Origin of the sequence: Amycolatopsis sp. NBC_00345 (assembly GCF_036116635.1) — a bacterium.
Taxonomy (GTDB): Bacteria; Actinomycetota; Actinomycetes; order Mycobacteriales; family Pseudonocardiaceae; genus Amycolatopsis.
Genome location: NZ_CP107995.1, coordinates 3,163,801 through 3,180,902 on the forward strand (window position 1 = coordinate 3,163,801; position 17,102 = coordinate 3,180,902).

At 73.0% G+C, this 17,102-nt stretch carries 2 protein-coding genes; both read right to left on the minus strand.

The features are described 5' to 3' along the window. Position 1: 1 nt before the first annotated feature. Positions 2-7,078, minus strand: a complete 7,077-nt coding sequence (locus tag OG943_RS13995; RefSeq protein ID WP_328610184.1) for an SDR family NAD(P)-dependent oxidoreductase — start codon at positions 7,076-7,078, stop codon at positions 2-4. Positions 7,079-7,113: 35 nt separating this feature from the next. After that, complete coding sequence (locus tag OG943_RS14000) at positions 7,114-17,097, minus strand: type I polyketide synthase (RefSeq protein ID WP_442874715.1); 9,984 nt, start codon at positions 17,095-17,097, stop codon at positions 7,114-7,116. Between the last annotated feature and the right edge of the window lie 5 nt (positions 17,098-17,102).

The following is a 17,102-nucleotide window of genomic DNA, read 5'->3' on the forward strand; positions in this document are numbered from 1 at the left end:
GTCATCCCCGGGCCAGGACCAGCGAGCCGAGCCAGTCCTCCATGACCTCGGCGGTGACCGCCGAATCCTCCATGGCGAGCGAGAAGTGGTCGGCTTCGACGATGCGCACGGTGTCGGCGGGCACGGTGGACTCGGTGACCGCGTCCGCCCGGGTTTCCGCGAACGGCACCGCGCACTTGACCAGCAGGGTCGGCACGGTGAGCGGGGGGAACTCCATGCCCGCCACCATGGTGAAGTAGTGGCTCATCGCGGACAGCCGCGCGACGTTCGGGACGACCGCCGACGTTTCCAGGCTGCCCAGGTAGTCCTGGGCGATCTTGTCGAAGTCGACGCTCTCGTCGCCGCGGTGGTGCAGGCTCAGCGCGTCGAGCATGATCACCGCCTCGGGCTTGATGCCCCAGGTGTTTTCCAGCACGCCGGCGGCCGCGTACGCGAGCGCGCCGGCCGAGGAGTGCCCGACGAGCACGAACGGCTTCCCGTCGCTGGCCTGCAGCGCGCTCTCGGCGATCATCCTCGCCGTCGCCGCCGGGGTGGCTGGCAGCGCCTCCCCGGTCGCGAAACCGATCAGGGGCAGCGCCGACACCGTGCGCCGGCCGCGGAACTGGGCCGCGATCCGCGCGTACTGGTGGACCCCGCCGGTGACCACCGGGGCGCTGACGCAGATCAGCCGCGGCTCCTCCGGCCCGTCGGACAGGGTGGCCGGTACCGGCAGCTCGTCCAGCTCGGCCGGGGCCTCGAAGGTCGGCCGCAGCGCGACGACGGCCTTGAGCAGCAGCATGGCCTCCTTGGTCTTGCCGGCGTCGAGCGCGCCGAAGTACAGCTTCTCCAGCGTCTCGTCCGATTCGCGCGGCCGGGTCTTCGCTGCCCGCACGGGAGCAGCCCCGAGGTCGCCGGTGATCTCACCGCACAGCCAGGAAGCCAGCTGCGAGGGGGTCTTGCGGTCGAACACGATCGTCGAAGGCAGCCGCAGCCCGGCCGTCTCGGCGAGCTTGTTGCGCAGCTCCACCGCGATCAGGGAGTCGAAACCCGATTCGAGGAACGCCCGGTCCGGGTCGAGGGCCGAAGCGTCGCGATGCCCGAGCAGCCCGGCGGCGTAGTCCACCACCAGGTTCCGGACCAGCTCCTCCTGCTCGGCCGGGCCGAGCCCCCGGAGCCGGTCCCGCAGGCTCTCCGTCGAGACGGCCTCGGCGCCGGACGCGGCCGCCCGCCGTCCCGCCGGCACCAGTCCCCGCAGCAGCGCCGGGACCTCGCCCCGGCGGCCCATCCCGGCGGCGCCGACCTTCAGCGCCGCGATGAGCGCCTCGTCGGAAACCGTGGCGGCGTCGTACATCGCCATGCCCTGGCGGGTGCCGATGGCGGGCAGCCCGGCCGAGGAGATCCGCTTGACGTCGTTGCCGGTGAGCGCGCCGGTCATCTCGCTCGCCTGCTCCCACAGGCCCCACGCCAGCGAGGTCGCCGGCAGGCCGTGGGCCCGGCGGTGCTGGGCCAGCGCGTCGAGGAAGACGTTCGCCGCCGCGTAGTTGGCTTGTCCCGGGCTGCCGGTCACACCGGAGACCGAGGAGTACAGCACGAACGCGGCGAGCGGGAGGCCCGCGGTGAGCTCGTGCAGGTGCCACGCGGCGTCGACCTTCGGCCGCAGGACGGTGTCCAGCCGCTCCGGGGTCAGAGACGCGACGACGCCGTCGTCGAGCACCCCGGCCGTGTGCACCACCGCGGTCAGCGGGTGGGCCGCCGGGATCGACGCGAGCAGCTCGGCGGTCGCGGCGCGGTCGGCGGTGTCGCAGGCGGCGATCGTGACTTCGGCGCCGTGCGCGATGAGCTCGGCCCGCAGCTCCAGCGCCCCCGGCGCGTCCGGGCCGCGGCGGCTCGCGAGCAGCAGGTGCCGCACCCCGCGTTCGGCGGCCAGGTGCCGGGCGAGCTGCCCGGCGAGCGCCCCGGTGCCCCCGGTGATCAGGACGGTTCCACCGGGGTCCCACGCCCTCGGCATCCTCAGCACGATCTTGCCGATGTGCCGGGCGAGGCTCATGTACCGGAACGCCTCCGGGGCCCGGCGCACGTCCCAGGCGGTCACCGGCAGCGGCTCGAGCACACCCGCGGAGAACAGCTCCAGCAGTTCTCCCAGCATCTCCTGGATCCGCTCCGGCGTGACCGTGCCGAGGTCGAACGCCCGGTAGTCCACGTCCGTGAGACCTTCGCGGATGTCGGTCTTGCCCATCTCGACGAACCGGCCCCCCGGCGCGAGCACCGCCAGCGAGGCGTCGACGAACTCCCCGGCGAGGGCGTTGAGCACGACGTCGACGCCGCGTCCCCCGGTGGCCTCCAGGAACCGCGGGCCGAACTCGGTCGTGCGTGAGGACGCGATGTGATCGTCGGCGACGCCGAGGGCGCGCAGCCGGTCCCCTTTGCCTTCGCTCGCGGTGGCGAAGACCTCGGCGCCGAGGTGCCGGGCGAGCTGGATCGCGGCCATGCCGACGCCGCCCGCGCCGGCATGCACGAGAACGGTTTCGCCGCGGCGCAGCCCGGCCAGGTCGACGAACGCGTGGTACGCGGTCAGGAACACCAGCGCCACCGAGGCGGCGCTTTCGTCAGACCAGCCCTCGGGCACCAGGCCGAGGTAACGCTCGTCGGCCACGGCGACCGGACCGAACCCGCCGTCGATCATGCCCAGCACCCGGTCGCCCGGTTTGACCGACGTGACGTCGGGGCCGATCTCGGTCACCACCCCGGTGGCCTCGGCGCCCATCAGCCCGTCACGGCCCGGGTACATGCCCAGAGCCTTGAGGACGTCGCGGAAGTTGACCCCGGCGGCGGCGACCCGGATCCGGACCTGACGTCCGGTGAGCGGCTCCAGCACCTCGGGGCAGGCGAGCAGGGTCAGGTTTTCGAGGCTGCCGCGGTGGCTGCTGTCAAGGCGCCACGGACTGTCGGACGGCGGCAGGAGGCCGTCACCCGGCACCAGTGGGGCGAGCCGCCCCGCGCTGACCACGCCTTCGCGCACCACGACCTGCGACTCGCCGTCTTCGAAAGCGCCGAGCAACGCCGGAACGGCATCGGCTGATTCTTCCGTGTCGTCGAGGTCCGCCAGCAGGAACCGCCCCGGGTTCTCGGTCTGCGCCGAGCGCACCAGGCCCCACACCGCGGCGGCCGCGAGGTCAGTGACGTCTTCGCCGCCGGCGGCCATCGCGCCCCGGGTCACCACGACCATGCGGGAGCCGGCGAAGCGGTCGTCGGCGAGGAACTGCTGGATCCGGCCGAGGGCCCGGGCGGTCAGCGCGTGCACCGAAGCCGGGCCGCCCGCGGTGAGGTCACCCTTGACCGGCAGCAGGAACACCTCCGGCACCGCGCCGGCGACCTCGTCCGGAGAGTCCACAAAGGACGTCACAACGTCACCGGCGAGGCTGGCTGCAGCGGCGAAGCCGAACTCGTCGCCGCCGACGATCGCCCAGCGCGTGCCGGGGGCCGAGGCGGCCGGGACGGGCGTCCACTCCACCCGGAACAGCGGCTGCCGGTCCGCACGCGCCCCGGTGGCGAGTGCCGTGGACGCGGACCGCAGGACCAAGGAGTCCGCCGACAGCACCGGCTCCCCCTCGATGTCCGCTGCCGCGAGCGAGACCGTGTCGGTGCCGATCCCGGCGAGGCGCACGCGCAGCGTCGAGGCGCCGCCGGCATGCAGGGACACACCGGTCCACGCGAACGGCAGCAGGAGTTTGCCCGCCGTCTCGGGATCGACGAACGACACCGCGTGCAGCGCCGCGTCCAGCAGCGCGGGGTGCATCCCGAACGCCTCGGCGTCTTCGGCAGTCGGCGGCAGGGTGACTTCGGCGTAGACCGCGGTGTCGTCCCGCCAGGCCGCGCGCAGGCCCTGGAAGACCGGGCCGAAGGTGCCGCCGTCGTAGAAGCCGTCGAGGTCGATGGGCACCGCGTCCGCGGGCGGCCAGGCACTCACGTCGAACCCGGTCGCCCGCTCGGCCGAAGAGAGCACACCGGTGGCGTGTTCGGTCCACTCCTGGTCCGCCGGAGCGTCCACGGGACGCGAGAAGATCTGGAGGTCACGGCGGTCCTGGTCGCCGGGGGCGCCGACCCGCACCTGGATCGCCACCGCTTCCTCCGGCGGCAGCACCAGGGGTATCGACAGCGTCAGCTCGTCGATCCGGCCGCAGCCGGCCTGGTCCGCGGCGCGGATGGCCAGCTCCAGGAAACCCGTGCCGGGCAACAGCACCAGGCCGCCGACGCGGTGGTCGGCGAGCCAGGGGTGGGTCGCCAGCGACAGCCGCCCGGTCAGCAGCAGCCCGTCCGACCCGGCGAGCGACACCGCGGCGCCGAGCAGCGGGTGGTCCGCGGAGACCAGTCCGAGGCCGTGCGCGTCGGACTGCGGCGGCACCGCCCGCGGCCAGTGCCGCTCGTGCTGGAAGGCGTAGGTCGGCAGGCCGGCCGGGCGGGCGCCGGCGGGGAACGCGGGCGCCCAGTCGACGCCGACCCCGCGGACGAACACCTCCGCCATCGAGGTCAGGAATCGCCGCAGGTCACCGGCGTCACGGCGCAGGGTCCCGGCGACCACGGCCGGTCCGCCGGTCTCGTCGAGCGTCTCGTGGATGCTGCCGGTGAGCACCGGGTGCGCGCTCACCTCGACGAACGCGCGGTGGCCCTGCCCGAGCAGGGCGCGGACGGCCGGCTCGAACCCGACGGCCTGGCGCAGGTTGCGGTACCAGTACCCGGCGTCCATCGTCGTGGTGTCGAGCCAGTCACCGGTCACTGTGGAGAAGAAGGGGATCTCGGCCTCGCGCGGAGTCACCGTGGCCAGCAGCGACGCCAGATCCGCTTCGAGGTCTTCGACCTGGGCGGAATGGGACGCGTAGTCCACTGCGATCCGGCGGACCCGGACCTCCTCGGCCGTCAGCTCTTCGAACAGCGTGTCGAGCGCGCCGGGCTCGCCGGACACGACCACGGACTTCGGCCCGTTGACCGCCGCGACCGAGATCGCCCGGCCGTCCAGCCGGGCTTCGACGTCGGCCGGCGGCAGAGGGATCGACATCATCCCGCCGCGGCCGGCCAGGGTGTCCCGGATCGCCTTGCTGCGCAGGGAGACGACCCGCGCACCGTCCTCAAGCGACAGTGCGCCGGACACCACCGCCGCGGCGATCTCCCCCTGTGAATGCCCCACCACCGCGTCCGGCTCGACTCCCCGAGAGCGCCACAACGCGGCCAGGGAGACCATGATCGCCCACGACGCCGGCTGGACCACGTCCACCCGGTCCAGCGACGGCGCGCCCTCGACCTCGTGCAGCACATCAAGCAGCGACCAGTCCACGAAGGACGACAGCGCGGCCGCGCACTCCTGGAGGCGCTCGGCGAACTCGGGCGACTCCTCGGCGAGGCGGGCGCCCATCCCGGCCCACTGCGAGCCTTGGCCGGGGAAGACGAACACCGTGCGGCCCTCGACGTCGGCCGTACCGGTGACCACGCCGGTCAGATCGGCCAGCCCGGCGAGCAGCTCGTCCCGGGTCTCCCCCAGCACGACCGCACGCCGGTCGAACGCGGTGCGCGTAGTGGCGAGGGAGAGACCCATGTCCGCCGCGGCGATCCCCGGGTTCTCCTTCGCGTAGGCCAGCAGCCGGTCGGCCTGGTCGCGCAGGGCCGGTATGCCCTTGCCCGAAACCACCCACGGGAGCACACCGCTGGTCACAACCGTGCTCACGGTGCTTTCCGACTCGGAGGCCTGCTCCAGGATGATGTGCGCATTGGTCCCGCTGATCCCGAACGAGGACACTCCAGCGCGGCGCGGGCGGCCGACCTCCGGCCACTCCACTCGCTCAGTCAGCAACGACACCGCACCCGCGGACCAGTCCACATGCGACGACGGCTCCGTGACGTGCAACGTCTCCGGCAGCACACCGTGCCGGATCGCCATCACCATCTTGATCACCCCGGCCACCCCGGCCGCGGCCTGGGTGTGACCGATGTTGGACTTGATCCCGCCCAGCCACAACGGGATCTCCCGATCCTGCCCATACGTCGCGATAATCGCCTGAGCCTCGATCGGATCACCCAGCACCGTGCCGGTGCCATGCGCCTCCACCGCATCAACATCCAAAGTGGACAGACCTGCGCCCGCCAGCGCCGCCCGGATCACCCGCTGCTGCGACGGGCCGTTGGGGGCGGTGAGGCCGTTGGACGCGCCGTCCTGGTTCACCGCGGAACCCCGCACCACCGCCAAGACCTGGTGGCCGAGACGCTCCGCGTCCGACAGCTTCTCCACCAGCAGCATGCCGATCCCTTCGGACCAGCCAGTGCCGTCGGCGTCGTCGGAGAACGCCTTGCACCGCCCGTCGGTGGCGAGCCCGCCCTGGCGCGTGAACCCGGCGAAGCCCAGTGCGGTCGACATCACCGTCACTCCGCCGGCCAGCGCCATCGAGCACTCACCGGAACGCAACGCCTGCGCCGCCAGATGCAAGGCCACCAGAGACGACGAGCACGCCGTGTCGATCGTAACGGCCGGGCCTTCCAAGCCGAACGTGTAAGAAATGCGACCCGAGACGACGCTCGCCGCCAGACCGGTGCCCGCGTGGCCTTCCACGTCCTCGCCCGAAGCGAGGACGAGGTTCGCGTAGTCCTGGCCGTTGGTGCCGACGAACACACCGGTCCGGCTGCCGCGCAAAGTGCCCGGATCGAGGCCCGCGCGCTCCATCGCCTCCCACGAAGTCTCCAGCAGCAACCGCTGCTGCGGATCCATCGCCAGCGCCTCCCGCGGCGAAATCCCGAAGAACCCCGCATCGAAACCGCTGATGTCGTCGAGGAAACCGCCCTCGGTGGTCGCGCTGCGGCCCTGGCCGTCACCGGCGAGCGTGGCGAGGTCCCAGCCGCGGTCCACCGGGAACTCCGTGATCCCGTCCGAAGAGGACGCGACGAGGTCCCAGAGTCCCTCCGGTGAGCCGACGCCGCCGGGGAACCGGCACGCCATCCCGACGATCGCGACGGGCTCCTGCTTCCCGGACTCGGCCTCTTCCAGGCGCCGGCGCGTCTGGTGCAGGTCGGCGGTGACCCACTTCAGGTATTCGACGAGCTTCTGGTCGTCCGGCATCGTGCTCTACCTTCCTGTCCGTGATCGGCCACGGGTCAGCCCTTCAGCCGGCCGAGTTCCCGGTCGATGAAGTCGAAGACCTCGTCGGTGCTGGCCGACTGGATCCTCTCGGTGACGTCGAGCGCTTCGGTCTCGCCCGCGGTTGCGCTCCAGGCGGCCACCAGCGCCCGCAGGCGCAGTGCCACCCCGCCGCGGGTGACGTCGTCGGGGTCGCTCGCGGCCAGCGCCGCTTCGAACCGGTCGAGCTCGGTGAACAGCGACGGCCCGGGGGCGGCGCCGGTGAGCACCTCGGCGCCGAGGTGCTCCGCGAGCACCGTCGGGGTGGGGTAGTCGAAGACCAGCGTCGCGGGCAGCCGGAGCCCGGTGGCGACGGTCAGGCGGTTGCGGAGTTCGACCGCGGTGAGCGAGTCGAAGCCCAGTTCGCGGAACTCGCGGCCCGCGCCGATCGCCTCGGGCGAACCGTGGCCGAGGACCGCGGCGGCTTCGGTGCGCACCAGGTCCACGAGGTGACGCTGCCGGTCGCCCTCGCGCATCTCCCCGAGCCGCGCGGCGAACCCGGCCTGGGACACCGCCGCCTCGGCGGCCGCGGTGCGGCGCGTCGTCTTCACCAGGCTCCGCAACACCGCCGGGACCTCACGCTGCGCCCGCATCGAGCCCGCGCCGATCGCCAAGGGCACCAGAAGCGCTTGACCGGACCCCGTCGCCTCGTCGAACAACGCCATCCCTTGTGCGGCGGACAGCTGCGGGAGACCCGCGCCCGCCATCCGGCGCAGGTCGGTGCCACTGAGGGTGCTGGTCATCCCGCTGTCCTGCGCCCACGGCCCCCAAGCCAGCGACGTCGCTGCGAGGCCCTGGCTCGCGCGGTACTGCGCCAGCGCGTCGAGGAAGGCGTTGCCCGCGGCGTAGTTGCCCTGCCCGGGGCTGCCCATCACGCCGGCGACCGAGGAGAACAACACGAACCCCGCGAGGTCGCTGTCCCGGGTGAGCTCGTGGAGGTGCCAGGCGCCGCCGGACTTCGGCCGGGTGACGGTGGCCAGGCGCTCCGGGGTCAGCGAGCCGATGACGCCGTCGTCGAGCACCCCGGCGGTGTGCACCACCGCCGTCAGCGGGTGTCCGGTGTGGACGGTGCCGAGCAGCTTCGCGAGGGCTTCGCGGTCGGCGGTGTCGCAGGCGGCGATCGTGACTTCGGCGCCGTGGGCCCGCAGGTCCGCGCCCAGCTCGGTGGCACCGGGCGCGTCCGGGCCGCGGCGGCCGGCCAGCACGAGGTGCCGGAACCCCCGCTCGGCCACCAGGTGCCGGGCGAGCTGCCCGCCCAGCCCACCGGTGCCGCCGGTGATCAGCACCGTGCCGTCGGGGTCCCACGGCCGGCCGCCGGTTCCGGCGGCCGCGCGCTGGAGCCGTCCCACCAGTACCACGCCGTCGCGGACGATCGCCTGGGTCTCGGTGGCGGCGAACAGCCCGGCCAGGCGCGGGACCAGTGCGGTCGAGGCGTCTTCGCCGTCGAGGTCGGCGAGCAGGAACGAACCGGGGTTTTCCTGCTGCGCGGCCCGGACGAGGCCCCACACCGGAGCCGACGCGAGGTCGGTGGCGGACTCGCCCACGGCGTTGCGGGTGACGAAGAGCAACCGCGAAGCGGCGAACCGATCGTCGGCCGCCCAGTCCTGCAGGATGGCCAGCACCCGGGACGTCGTCGCGTGCGCGGCCGAGGCAGCGTCGCCGCCTTCGGGGCCGGAGACCGGCACGATGACGAAGTCCGGCGCGGCGGCCCCGTACAGCTCAGCGAACGTCCCGCCCGACACGGCAACGGTGTGTCCGGCGGCCTTCACCGCGGCCCCGAGGCCGAGTTCGTCCGCGCCCAGCACCGCCCAGGTGGTCTCCGGAGCAACGGGGGCCAGCTCAGTCACGGCCGGGATCCAGCCCAGCTGGAACAGCGAACCCGGTTCCGCCGCCGGGGTATCGGCTGGTTCGGCGCTGAGCGGCTTGAGTTCGATCGAGTCCACCGTCAGCACCGGTGCGCCTTCCGCGTCCACCGCGGCCAGTGACAGCGTGTTGTCACCGATAGAGGTGAGGCGGACGCGCAACACCGAAGCCGCTCCCGCCTGCAACGACAGCCCGTTCCAGCTCACCGCCTCGAGACCCGCTTCGGCGCCGGTGAAGGGCACCGCGTGCAGGACCGCGTCGAGCAACGCGGGGTGCAGGCCGAAAGCGTCGGCGTCGGTGCCGTCGGGCAGTCTCACCTCGGCGAAGACATCCTCGCCGCGTTGCCAGACCGCGCGCAGGCCCTGGAACACCGGGCCGTACTGGCGGCCGTCCTCGGCGAATTCGGCATACAGGCCGTCGAGCTCGAGCGCGGTGGCGCCGTCCGGTGGCCAGGTCGCGAAGTCTGCATCGCCGAGTGCGGCCGGACCACTGCCGAGGATTCCGCTCGCATGTAGGGTCCACTCCGGCTCGGCGGAGTCCGCCGGTCCTGAGTGGACGGTGACCTCGCGGCGGCCCGTCTCGTCCGGCGCACCGACCCACACCTGGAGGGCGACGGCGTCCTCGGCGCCGAGGACCAGCGGGGCGACGACGGTCAGTTCCTCGACCCGATCGCAGCCCGCCTGGTCGGCCGCGCGGATCGCGAGCTCGGCGAATCCGGCGGAGGGAAGGGAAATCACGCCGTCCACGACGTGCTCGGCCAGCCAGGGCAGGGCCGGCACCGAGAGCCGTCCGGTCAGCAGCACCCGGTCCGAACCCGCCACCGCGGTGGCGGCGCCGAGAATCGGGTGCCCGGCCGCGAGCAGGCCCAGGCCGGCCGCGTCGGCCGAGGGAGTGGCGAGGGTGGGCCAGTAGCGCTCGCGCTGGAACGGGTAGGTCGGGAGGTCGACGTCCGCCTCGGTGCCGGTGAACGCCGGCGTCCAGTCGACGTCGATGCCGGTGACATGCAACTCGGCGAGGGCGGCGAGCAGCGCGGCCGCCTCACCGCGGCCCTTGCGGAGCGCTGGGACCACCGCCACGGCCCCGGGATCGACGAGGTCGAGCGCCATCCCGGCGAGCACGCCGCCGGGGCCGAGTTCGAGCACGGTGTCCGCGCCCTCGGCGACCAGTGCGCGCACGCCGTCGGCGAACCGGACCGTCTCCCGCACGTGCCGCACCCAGTACTCCGGCGTGCACAGCTCATCGGCGCTCGCCGGTGCCCCGGTCACGGCCGACACGACCGCGATCCGCGGCGGCTCGAAGGACAGCCCCTCGATCGCGCGGGCGAACTCGGTCAGCATCGGGTCCATCAGCGGCGAGTGGAAGGCGTGCGACACCGTCAGCCGTTTGGTCTTGCGGCCGGAGCCCGCCAACCGGCCGGCGATTTCGAGCACGGCGACTTCGGCACCGGCCAGCACCACCGAGTCCGGGCCGTTCACCGCGGCGATCGACACGGTGTCCTCGCACCCGGCCAGCAGCGGAAGGACTTCGGCCTCGGGCGCGCGGACTGCGACCATGGCCCCGGCGGCCGGCGGGAGTGCCTGCATGAGCCGCGCGCGGGCCGTCACCAGGGTGCAGGCGTCCGCCAGCGAGAAGACCCCGGCGACATGGGCCGCGGCGATCTCGCCGATGGAGTGGCCCGCCACCCGCGACGGCCGCACCCCGAACGCTTCGAGCAGGCGGAACAGGGCGACCTCGATCGCGAACAGCGCGGGCTGGGTGTAGCCGGTCTGGTCCAGCGATCCGGCGTCGGTGCCCCACACGACCTCGCGCAGCGGACGGCCGGTTCCGCGGTCCAGCTCGGCGGCCACCGCGTCGAAGGCGTCGGCGAACACCGGGAACCGGTCGTAGAGCTCCCGGCCCATGCCCAGTTCCTGGCTGCCCTGACCGGAGAAGACCACGGCCAAGGATCGTTCGCCCGCCGCACCGCGGATGACCTGCGTTCCGCCGTCCAGCAGCACGGCCCGGTGGCCGAACAGCGCGCGTCCGGTGGCCAGTGACCGGCCCAGCGCGGCCGCGGAGACCTCGGGATGATGCTCGGCGAAGGAGCCGATCCGGCGGATCTGCTCGTCCAGCGCGGCGTCCGATTTGGCCGACAGCGGCCACGGAACGACTCCGCTGCTCGTTTCCTCCGGGATGACGGCTGGGGCCGCCTGTTCGAGGATGACGTGGGCGTTGGTGCCGCTCAGTCCGAAGGAAGACACCCCGGCACGGCGCGGGCGGCCGACCTCCGGCCACTCCGTCCGCTCAGTCAGCAACGACACCGCACCCGCGGACCAGTCCACATGCGACGACGGATCCGTGACATGCAACGTCTCCGGCAGCACACCATGCCGGATCGCCATCACCATCTTGATCACACCAGCAACCCCCGCAGCCGCCTGGGTGTGACCGATATTCGACTTGATCCCGCCCAACCACAACGGAACCTCCCGACCCTGCCCATACGTCGCGATAATCGCCTGAGCCTCGATCGGATCACCCAGCACCGTGCCGGTACCGTGCGCCTCCACCGCATCAACATCCAAAGTGGACAAACCTGAATTAGCCAACGCCGCCCGGATCACCCGCTGCTGCGACGGACCATTCGGCGCGGTCAGACCATTCGACGCACCATCCTGATTCACCGCCGAACCCCGCACCACCGCCAAAACCCGGTGCCCCAGCCGCTCCGCGTCCGACAACCGTTCGACGACCAGGACTCCAGCCCCTTCAGCCCAGCCGGTGCCGTCCGCATCGTCGGAGAACGCCTTGCACCGCGCGTCCGGGGCGAGCCCGCCCTGACGGCTGAACCCGGCGAAACCCATCGCCGTGGACATCACCGTCACCCCACCGGCCAACGCCATCGAGCACTCACCAGAACGCAACGCCTGCGCCGCCAGATGCAACGCCACCAAAGACGACGAGCACGCCGTATCGATCGTGACCGCCGGGCCCTCAAGCCCGAACACGTAAGAAATGCGACCCGAGACGACGCTGGCCGCCAGGCCCGTGCTGGCGTGCCCCTCGACGTCCTCGCGGGAACTCATCACCAGGCTCGAATAGTCCTGGCCATTCGTGCCGACGAACACGCCGGTCCGGCTCCCCCACAACGTCCCCGGGTCAATGCCCGCGCGCTCCACCGCCTCCCACGAAGTCTCCAACAGCAACCGCTGCTGCGGATCCATCGCCAGCGCCTCCCGCGGCGAAATCCCGAAGAACCCCGCATCGAATTCAGCGGCGTCGTAAAGGAATCCGCCCCGGCCGGTCACGCTGGTGCCGCGCCCTTCGCCCGCGAGGGCTTCGAGCGCCCAGCCTCGGTCGGCCGGGAAGTCCGACATCGCGTCGCGGCCTTCGGCCAGCAGCTGCCAGAGGTCTTCCGGTGAGCTCACGCCACCGGGGAACCGGCAGCCCATGCCGACGATCGCGATCGGCTCGTCGACCGCGTGCGGGTCCCGGACGGGCTCCCGGTCCGCTTCGAGGCCGAGCAGCTCACCGAGCAGGTGGCCGGCCAGCACGGCGGGCGTGGGGTAGTCGAAGACCAGGGTGGACGGCAGGTTCAGCCCGGTGGCGGTGGCGAGCTGGTTGCGGACCTCGATCGCGGTCAGCGAGTCGAAACCCAGGTCCCGGAACGCTTTTTCGGCGCCGATGGCCGTCGCGCCGGAGTGGCCGAGCACCGCCGCGGCCTGCGTGCGGACGATCTCCAGCACCACACCGGCCCGCTCCGCTTCGGGCAGCTCCACGAGGCGTTCGCGAAGCCCCGGGCCGGTGGCGCCGGTGTCCGCGGACGGTGCGGCCACCGACCGGAGGCGCCGTGCTTCGGGCAGGTCGGCGAGCAGCGGGCTCGGCCGCAGGCTCAGCAGCGCCGACAGCAGCGCCGGGTGCTGCAGGTCGGCGATCACCACGGTGGCCGCCGGTTCGGTGACGGCGTGCCCGAGCGCGGCGAGCGCGGCACCGGGTTCCAGCACCGAGGTGCCGACCCGGCGGGAGCGTTCCTCCACGCGGGCCGAGTCCGCCATCCCGCCGCCGCCCCACGCCGCCCAGGCGATCGAGGTGCCCGCGAGGCCGTCGGCGCGCCGGCGTTCGGCGAGGGCGTCGAGCACGGCGTTGGCCGCCGCGTAGTTGCCCTGGCCCGGGTTGCCGACGGAGCCCGCGACCGAGGAGAACAGCGCGAACACTTCGAGCCCGAGATCGCGGGTCAGTTCGTCGAGGACCAGCGCCGAGGTGACCTTCGAGCGGAACACCGCGTCGAACCGGTCGGGGCCGAGTCCGTCGAGGACACCGTCGTCGAGCACACCGGCGGTGTGCACGACCGCGGTCAGCGGGAGCCCGTCGGGCAATTCCGCCAGCAGGGCCCGGACGGACTCCCGGTCCGAGACGTCGCAGGCGCGCACCGTGACCCGGGCGCCCAGCGCCGTGAGCTCGTCACGCAGGCCAGCCGCGCCAGGGGCTTCGAGGCCGCGGCGGCTCGCCAGCACCAGGTGCGGCGCGCCCTTCGCAGCCAGGTCCCGCGCGACGTGGGCGCCGAGCGCGCCCGTGCCCCCGGTGATCAGCACGGTTCCGGTGGGTTCCCAGGTCTTCAGGTCGTCACCCGCGGGCGCGGGCACCAGCCGGCGGCCGAACACCCCCGACGCGCGGACGGCGACCTGGTCCTCTTCGCCGGCGAGCACCCCGGCGAACCGGCGGGCCGCCCGCTCGTCGAGGATCTCGGGGAGGTCGACCAGGCCGCCCCAAGCCTGCGGGAATTCCAGTGCCGCCACGCGCCCGAGGCCCCATACGGCGGCCTGGCCGACATCACCGAGCCGGTCGCCACGGCCCGTCGAGACCGCACCTCGCGTCACCGCCCAGACGGGCGCGGTGATCCCGGCGTCGCCCAATGCCTGTAACAGTTCCGTGGTGGCGGCCGCGCCTGACTCGGCGAAAGCGAGCAGGGACACGACTCCCGCGAGCCCGTCGGGGGCGGCGTCCCGCAGCACGCTCGCCAGCTCGGCCCGGCCGGTAGTAGCGACGTCGAGCCGGACCGCGCCGGGCCCGACGGCGTCGGCCACGGACGCGATCCAGGCGTCCCCGGCGTGGGCCTGCGGAACGACGACCAGCCAAGACCCGTTGCCCTTACCGGATTTCGTGCCACTGAGCGGCACCCAGCTCTCCCGGTACCGCCAGGAGTCCATAGTGGACTGCTCTTGGCGCTTGCGGCGCCAAGCCGAGAGCGCGGGCAGCACCGCACCGAGCGACGGTCCGTCAACACCGAGGTCCGCGGCGAGCCCATCGAGGTCTTCGCGCTCGACGGCGTCCCAGAACCGGTCGTCCGTCACGTTTACGACCGGCTCTGGCTCGCGGGCCTCGGGCCAGAACCGTTCGTGCTGGAAGGCGTAGGTGGGCAAGCCGACCCGGCGGGCCCCGGTGCCGGCGTAGAACTCCGCCCAGCCGACCCGGACCCCGGCCACGTGCAGCCGGGCCAGCGCGGCGACGAGGGCCGCTTGCTCGCCGCGGTCCTTGCGCAGGGCCGGAACGGCCACCACGTCCGGCGCGGCGTCGCCGAGACTGTCCTGCGCCATGGCCGAAGCGACCCCGTCCGGGCCGAGTTCGAAGAAGGCGGTGGCGCCCGCGGCGTGCGCGGCCAGCACGCCATCGGCGAACCGGACCGGCTCGCGGACGTGCCGGACCCAGTACTCCGGAGCGCAGACCTCCTCGGCGGTCACGATCCGGCCGGTGAGGTTCGAGACCAGCGGGACGGCGGGAGCGTGGAAGCTCAGGCCCTCGACCACGCGGCGGAACTCGTCCAGCATCGGGTCCATCAAGGGCGAGTGGAAGGCATGGGACACGGTGAGGCGCCGGGTCTTGCGCCCGAGCCCCTCGAATCGCGCCGCGATCCCGGCCACGGCCGCGTCGTCACCGGCGATCACCACCGAGTCCGGCCCGTTGATCGCGGCGAGGGACACCGCGCCGGTCAGCAGCGGCAGCACCTCGTCTTCCGAGGCCTGCAGCGAAACCATGGCCCCGGTCCCGGGCAGGGCCTCCATCAGCCGGGCCCGCGCGGCGACGAGCGTGCACGCGTCCTCCAGCGACAGCACCCCCGCGACATGGGCCGCGGCGAGCTCGCCGATCGAGTGACCGGCCACGAAATCCGGGACGACGCCCCAGGACTCGATCAAGCGGAACAGCGCGACCTCGAGCGCGAACAGCGCGGGCTGCGTATAACCGGTCTGGTCGAGCAGCGCCGCGTCGGCGGTACCGGGCTCGGCGAAAGCCACCTCGCGGACGGGCCGGTCGAACCGGCCGTCCCACTGCCCCACCACCTCGTCGAATGCCCGCGCGAAGGCGGGAAACCGGCCGTACAGTTCCTTGCCCGTTCCCGCGCGCTGCGCCCCCTGCCCGGAGAACACCGCGCAGAGCTTGGTCCGCCGGGTGACCTCGCCCGAGACGGCTCCCGGGGCGGCCCCGTCCGCGGTCCACGCCGTCAGCCGGTCGCGCAGCTCGTCCGAGCGGCCGGTCAGGGCCAGGCGGTGTTCGAACACGGCCCGGGTCGTCGCGAGGGAAAAGGCAACGTCGGCTGGGCGGATCCCGGGTTCTCGTTCCAAAGTGGACAGCATCGCCGCCGCCTGGTCCCGCAGCGCGCTTTCGGTCCGGCCGGAGAGCAGCCAGGGCACCACTTCCGGAAGCGGAGCTGTGTCCTCTTCGGACTCGACGGCCGGTGCCTGTTCGAGAATTGTGTGGGCGTTGGTGCCGCTGACGCCGAAGGAGGAGACCGCGGCCCGGCGGGGGCGGCCCGTCTCCGGCCAGTCCTGCCGTTCGGTGAGCAGCTCCACCCGGCCCCGCGTCCAGTCCACATGGGACGACGGCCGGTCCGCGTGCAAGGTGCGGGGCAGCACCCCGTGCCGCAGGGCGAGGACCATCTTGATCACGCCCGCGACCCCGGCGGCGGCCTGGGTGTGGCCGAAGTTCGACTTGATCGAGCCGAGCAGCAGGGGCCGGCGGCGTTCGCTGTCGCTGCCGTAGGTCGCCAGCAGGCTCTCGGCTTCGATCGGGTCGCCGAGCGGGGTTCCGGTGCCGTGGGCCTCCACCGCGTCGACCTCGGCGGCGGTCAGTTTGGCGCTGGCCAGCGCCTGCCGGATCACCCGCCGCTGCGCGCGGCCACTCGGCGCGGTGAACCCGTTGGACGCGCCGTCGGAGTTGACCGCCGAGCCGCGGACCACCGCCAGCACCTCGCGGCCGTGGCGCCGGGCGTCGGAAAGCCGTTCCAGGACGAGGATCCCGGCGCCTTCGGCCCAGCCGGTGCCGTCGGCGTCGTCGGAGAACGCCTTGCAGCGGCCGTCCGGGGCGAGCCCGCCCTGACGGCTGAACTCGACCAGCGAGCCGGGTGTGGACATCACGTTGACCCCGCCGGCCAGCGCCAGCGAGCACTCCCCCGCCCGGAGGGACTGCGCGGCCAGGTGGAGCGCGACCAGCGACGAGGAGCACGCCGTGTCGACCGTGACCGCGGGCCCCTCCAGCCCGAGCGTGTAGGACAGGCGCCCCGAAGTGGCGCTCGCGGCGATGCCGGTACCGACGTCGCCGGTGGATTCGGCGGGCGCGGAGACCATCAGATAGGCGTAGTCCTGCCCGTTGGTGCCGACGAACACCCCGGTCCGGGTGCCGCGCAGGGCGGTCGCGTCGATACCGGCCCGCTCGATCGCCTCCCAGGACGTCTCCAGCAGCAACCGCTGCTGGGGGTCCATGGAAAGCGCCTCGCGCGGCGAGATCCCGAAGAAGCCGGGATCGAAGTCCGCCACCCCGCTCAGGAAACCGCCCTGCCGGCTGATCCCGTGGCCGCGCTCGTCGACGCCCGCGCCGTCGAGCGCGTCCAGCTCCCAGCCGCGGTCGGCCGGGAAGCCGGAGATCGCGTCGGACCCGGACCCGACCAGCTCCCACAGGTCCTCCGGCGAGTTCACCCCACCGGGGAACCGGCAGCCCATCGCGACGATCGCGATCGGGTCGGCCGCGCTCGCGAGGAGCTGCTGGTTCTGCCGCCGCAGCCGGTCCGCCTCCTTCAGGGAAGCTCTGAGCGCTGCGACTACCTTCTCGCTGGGCGATGTCATCATCAACTCCG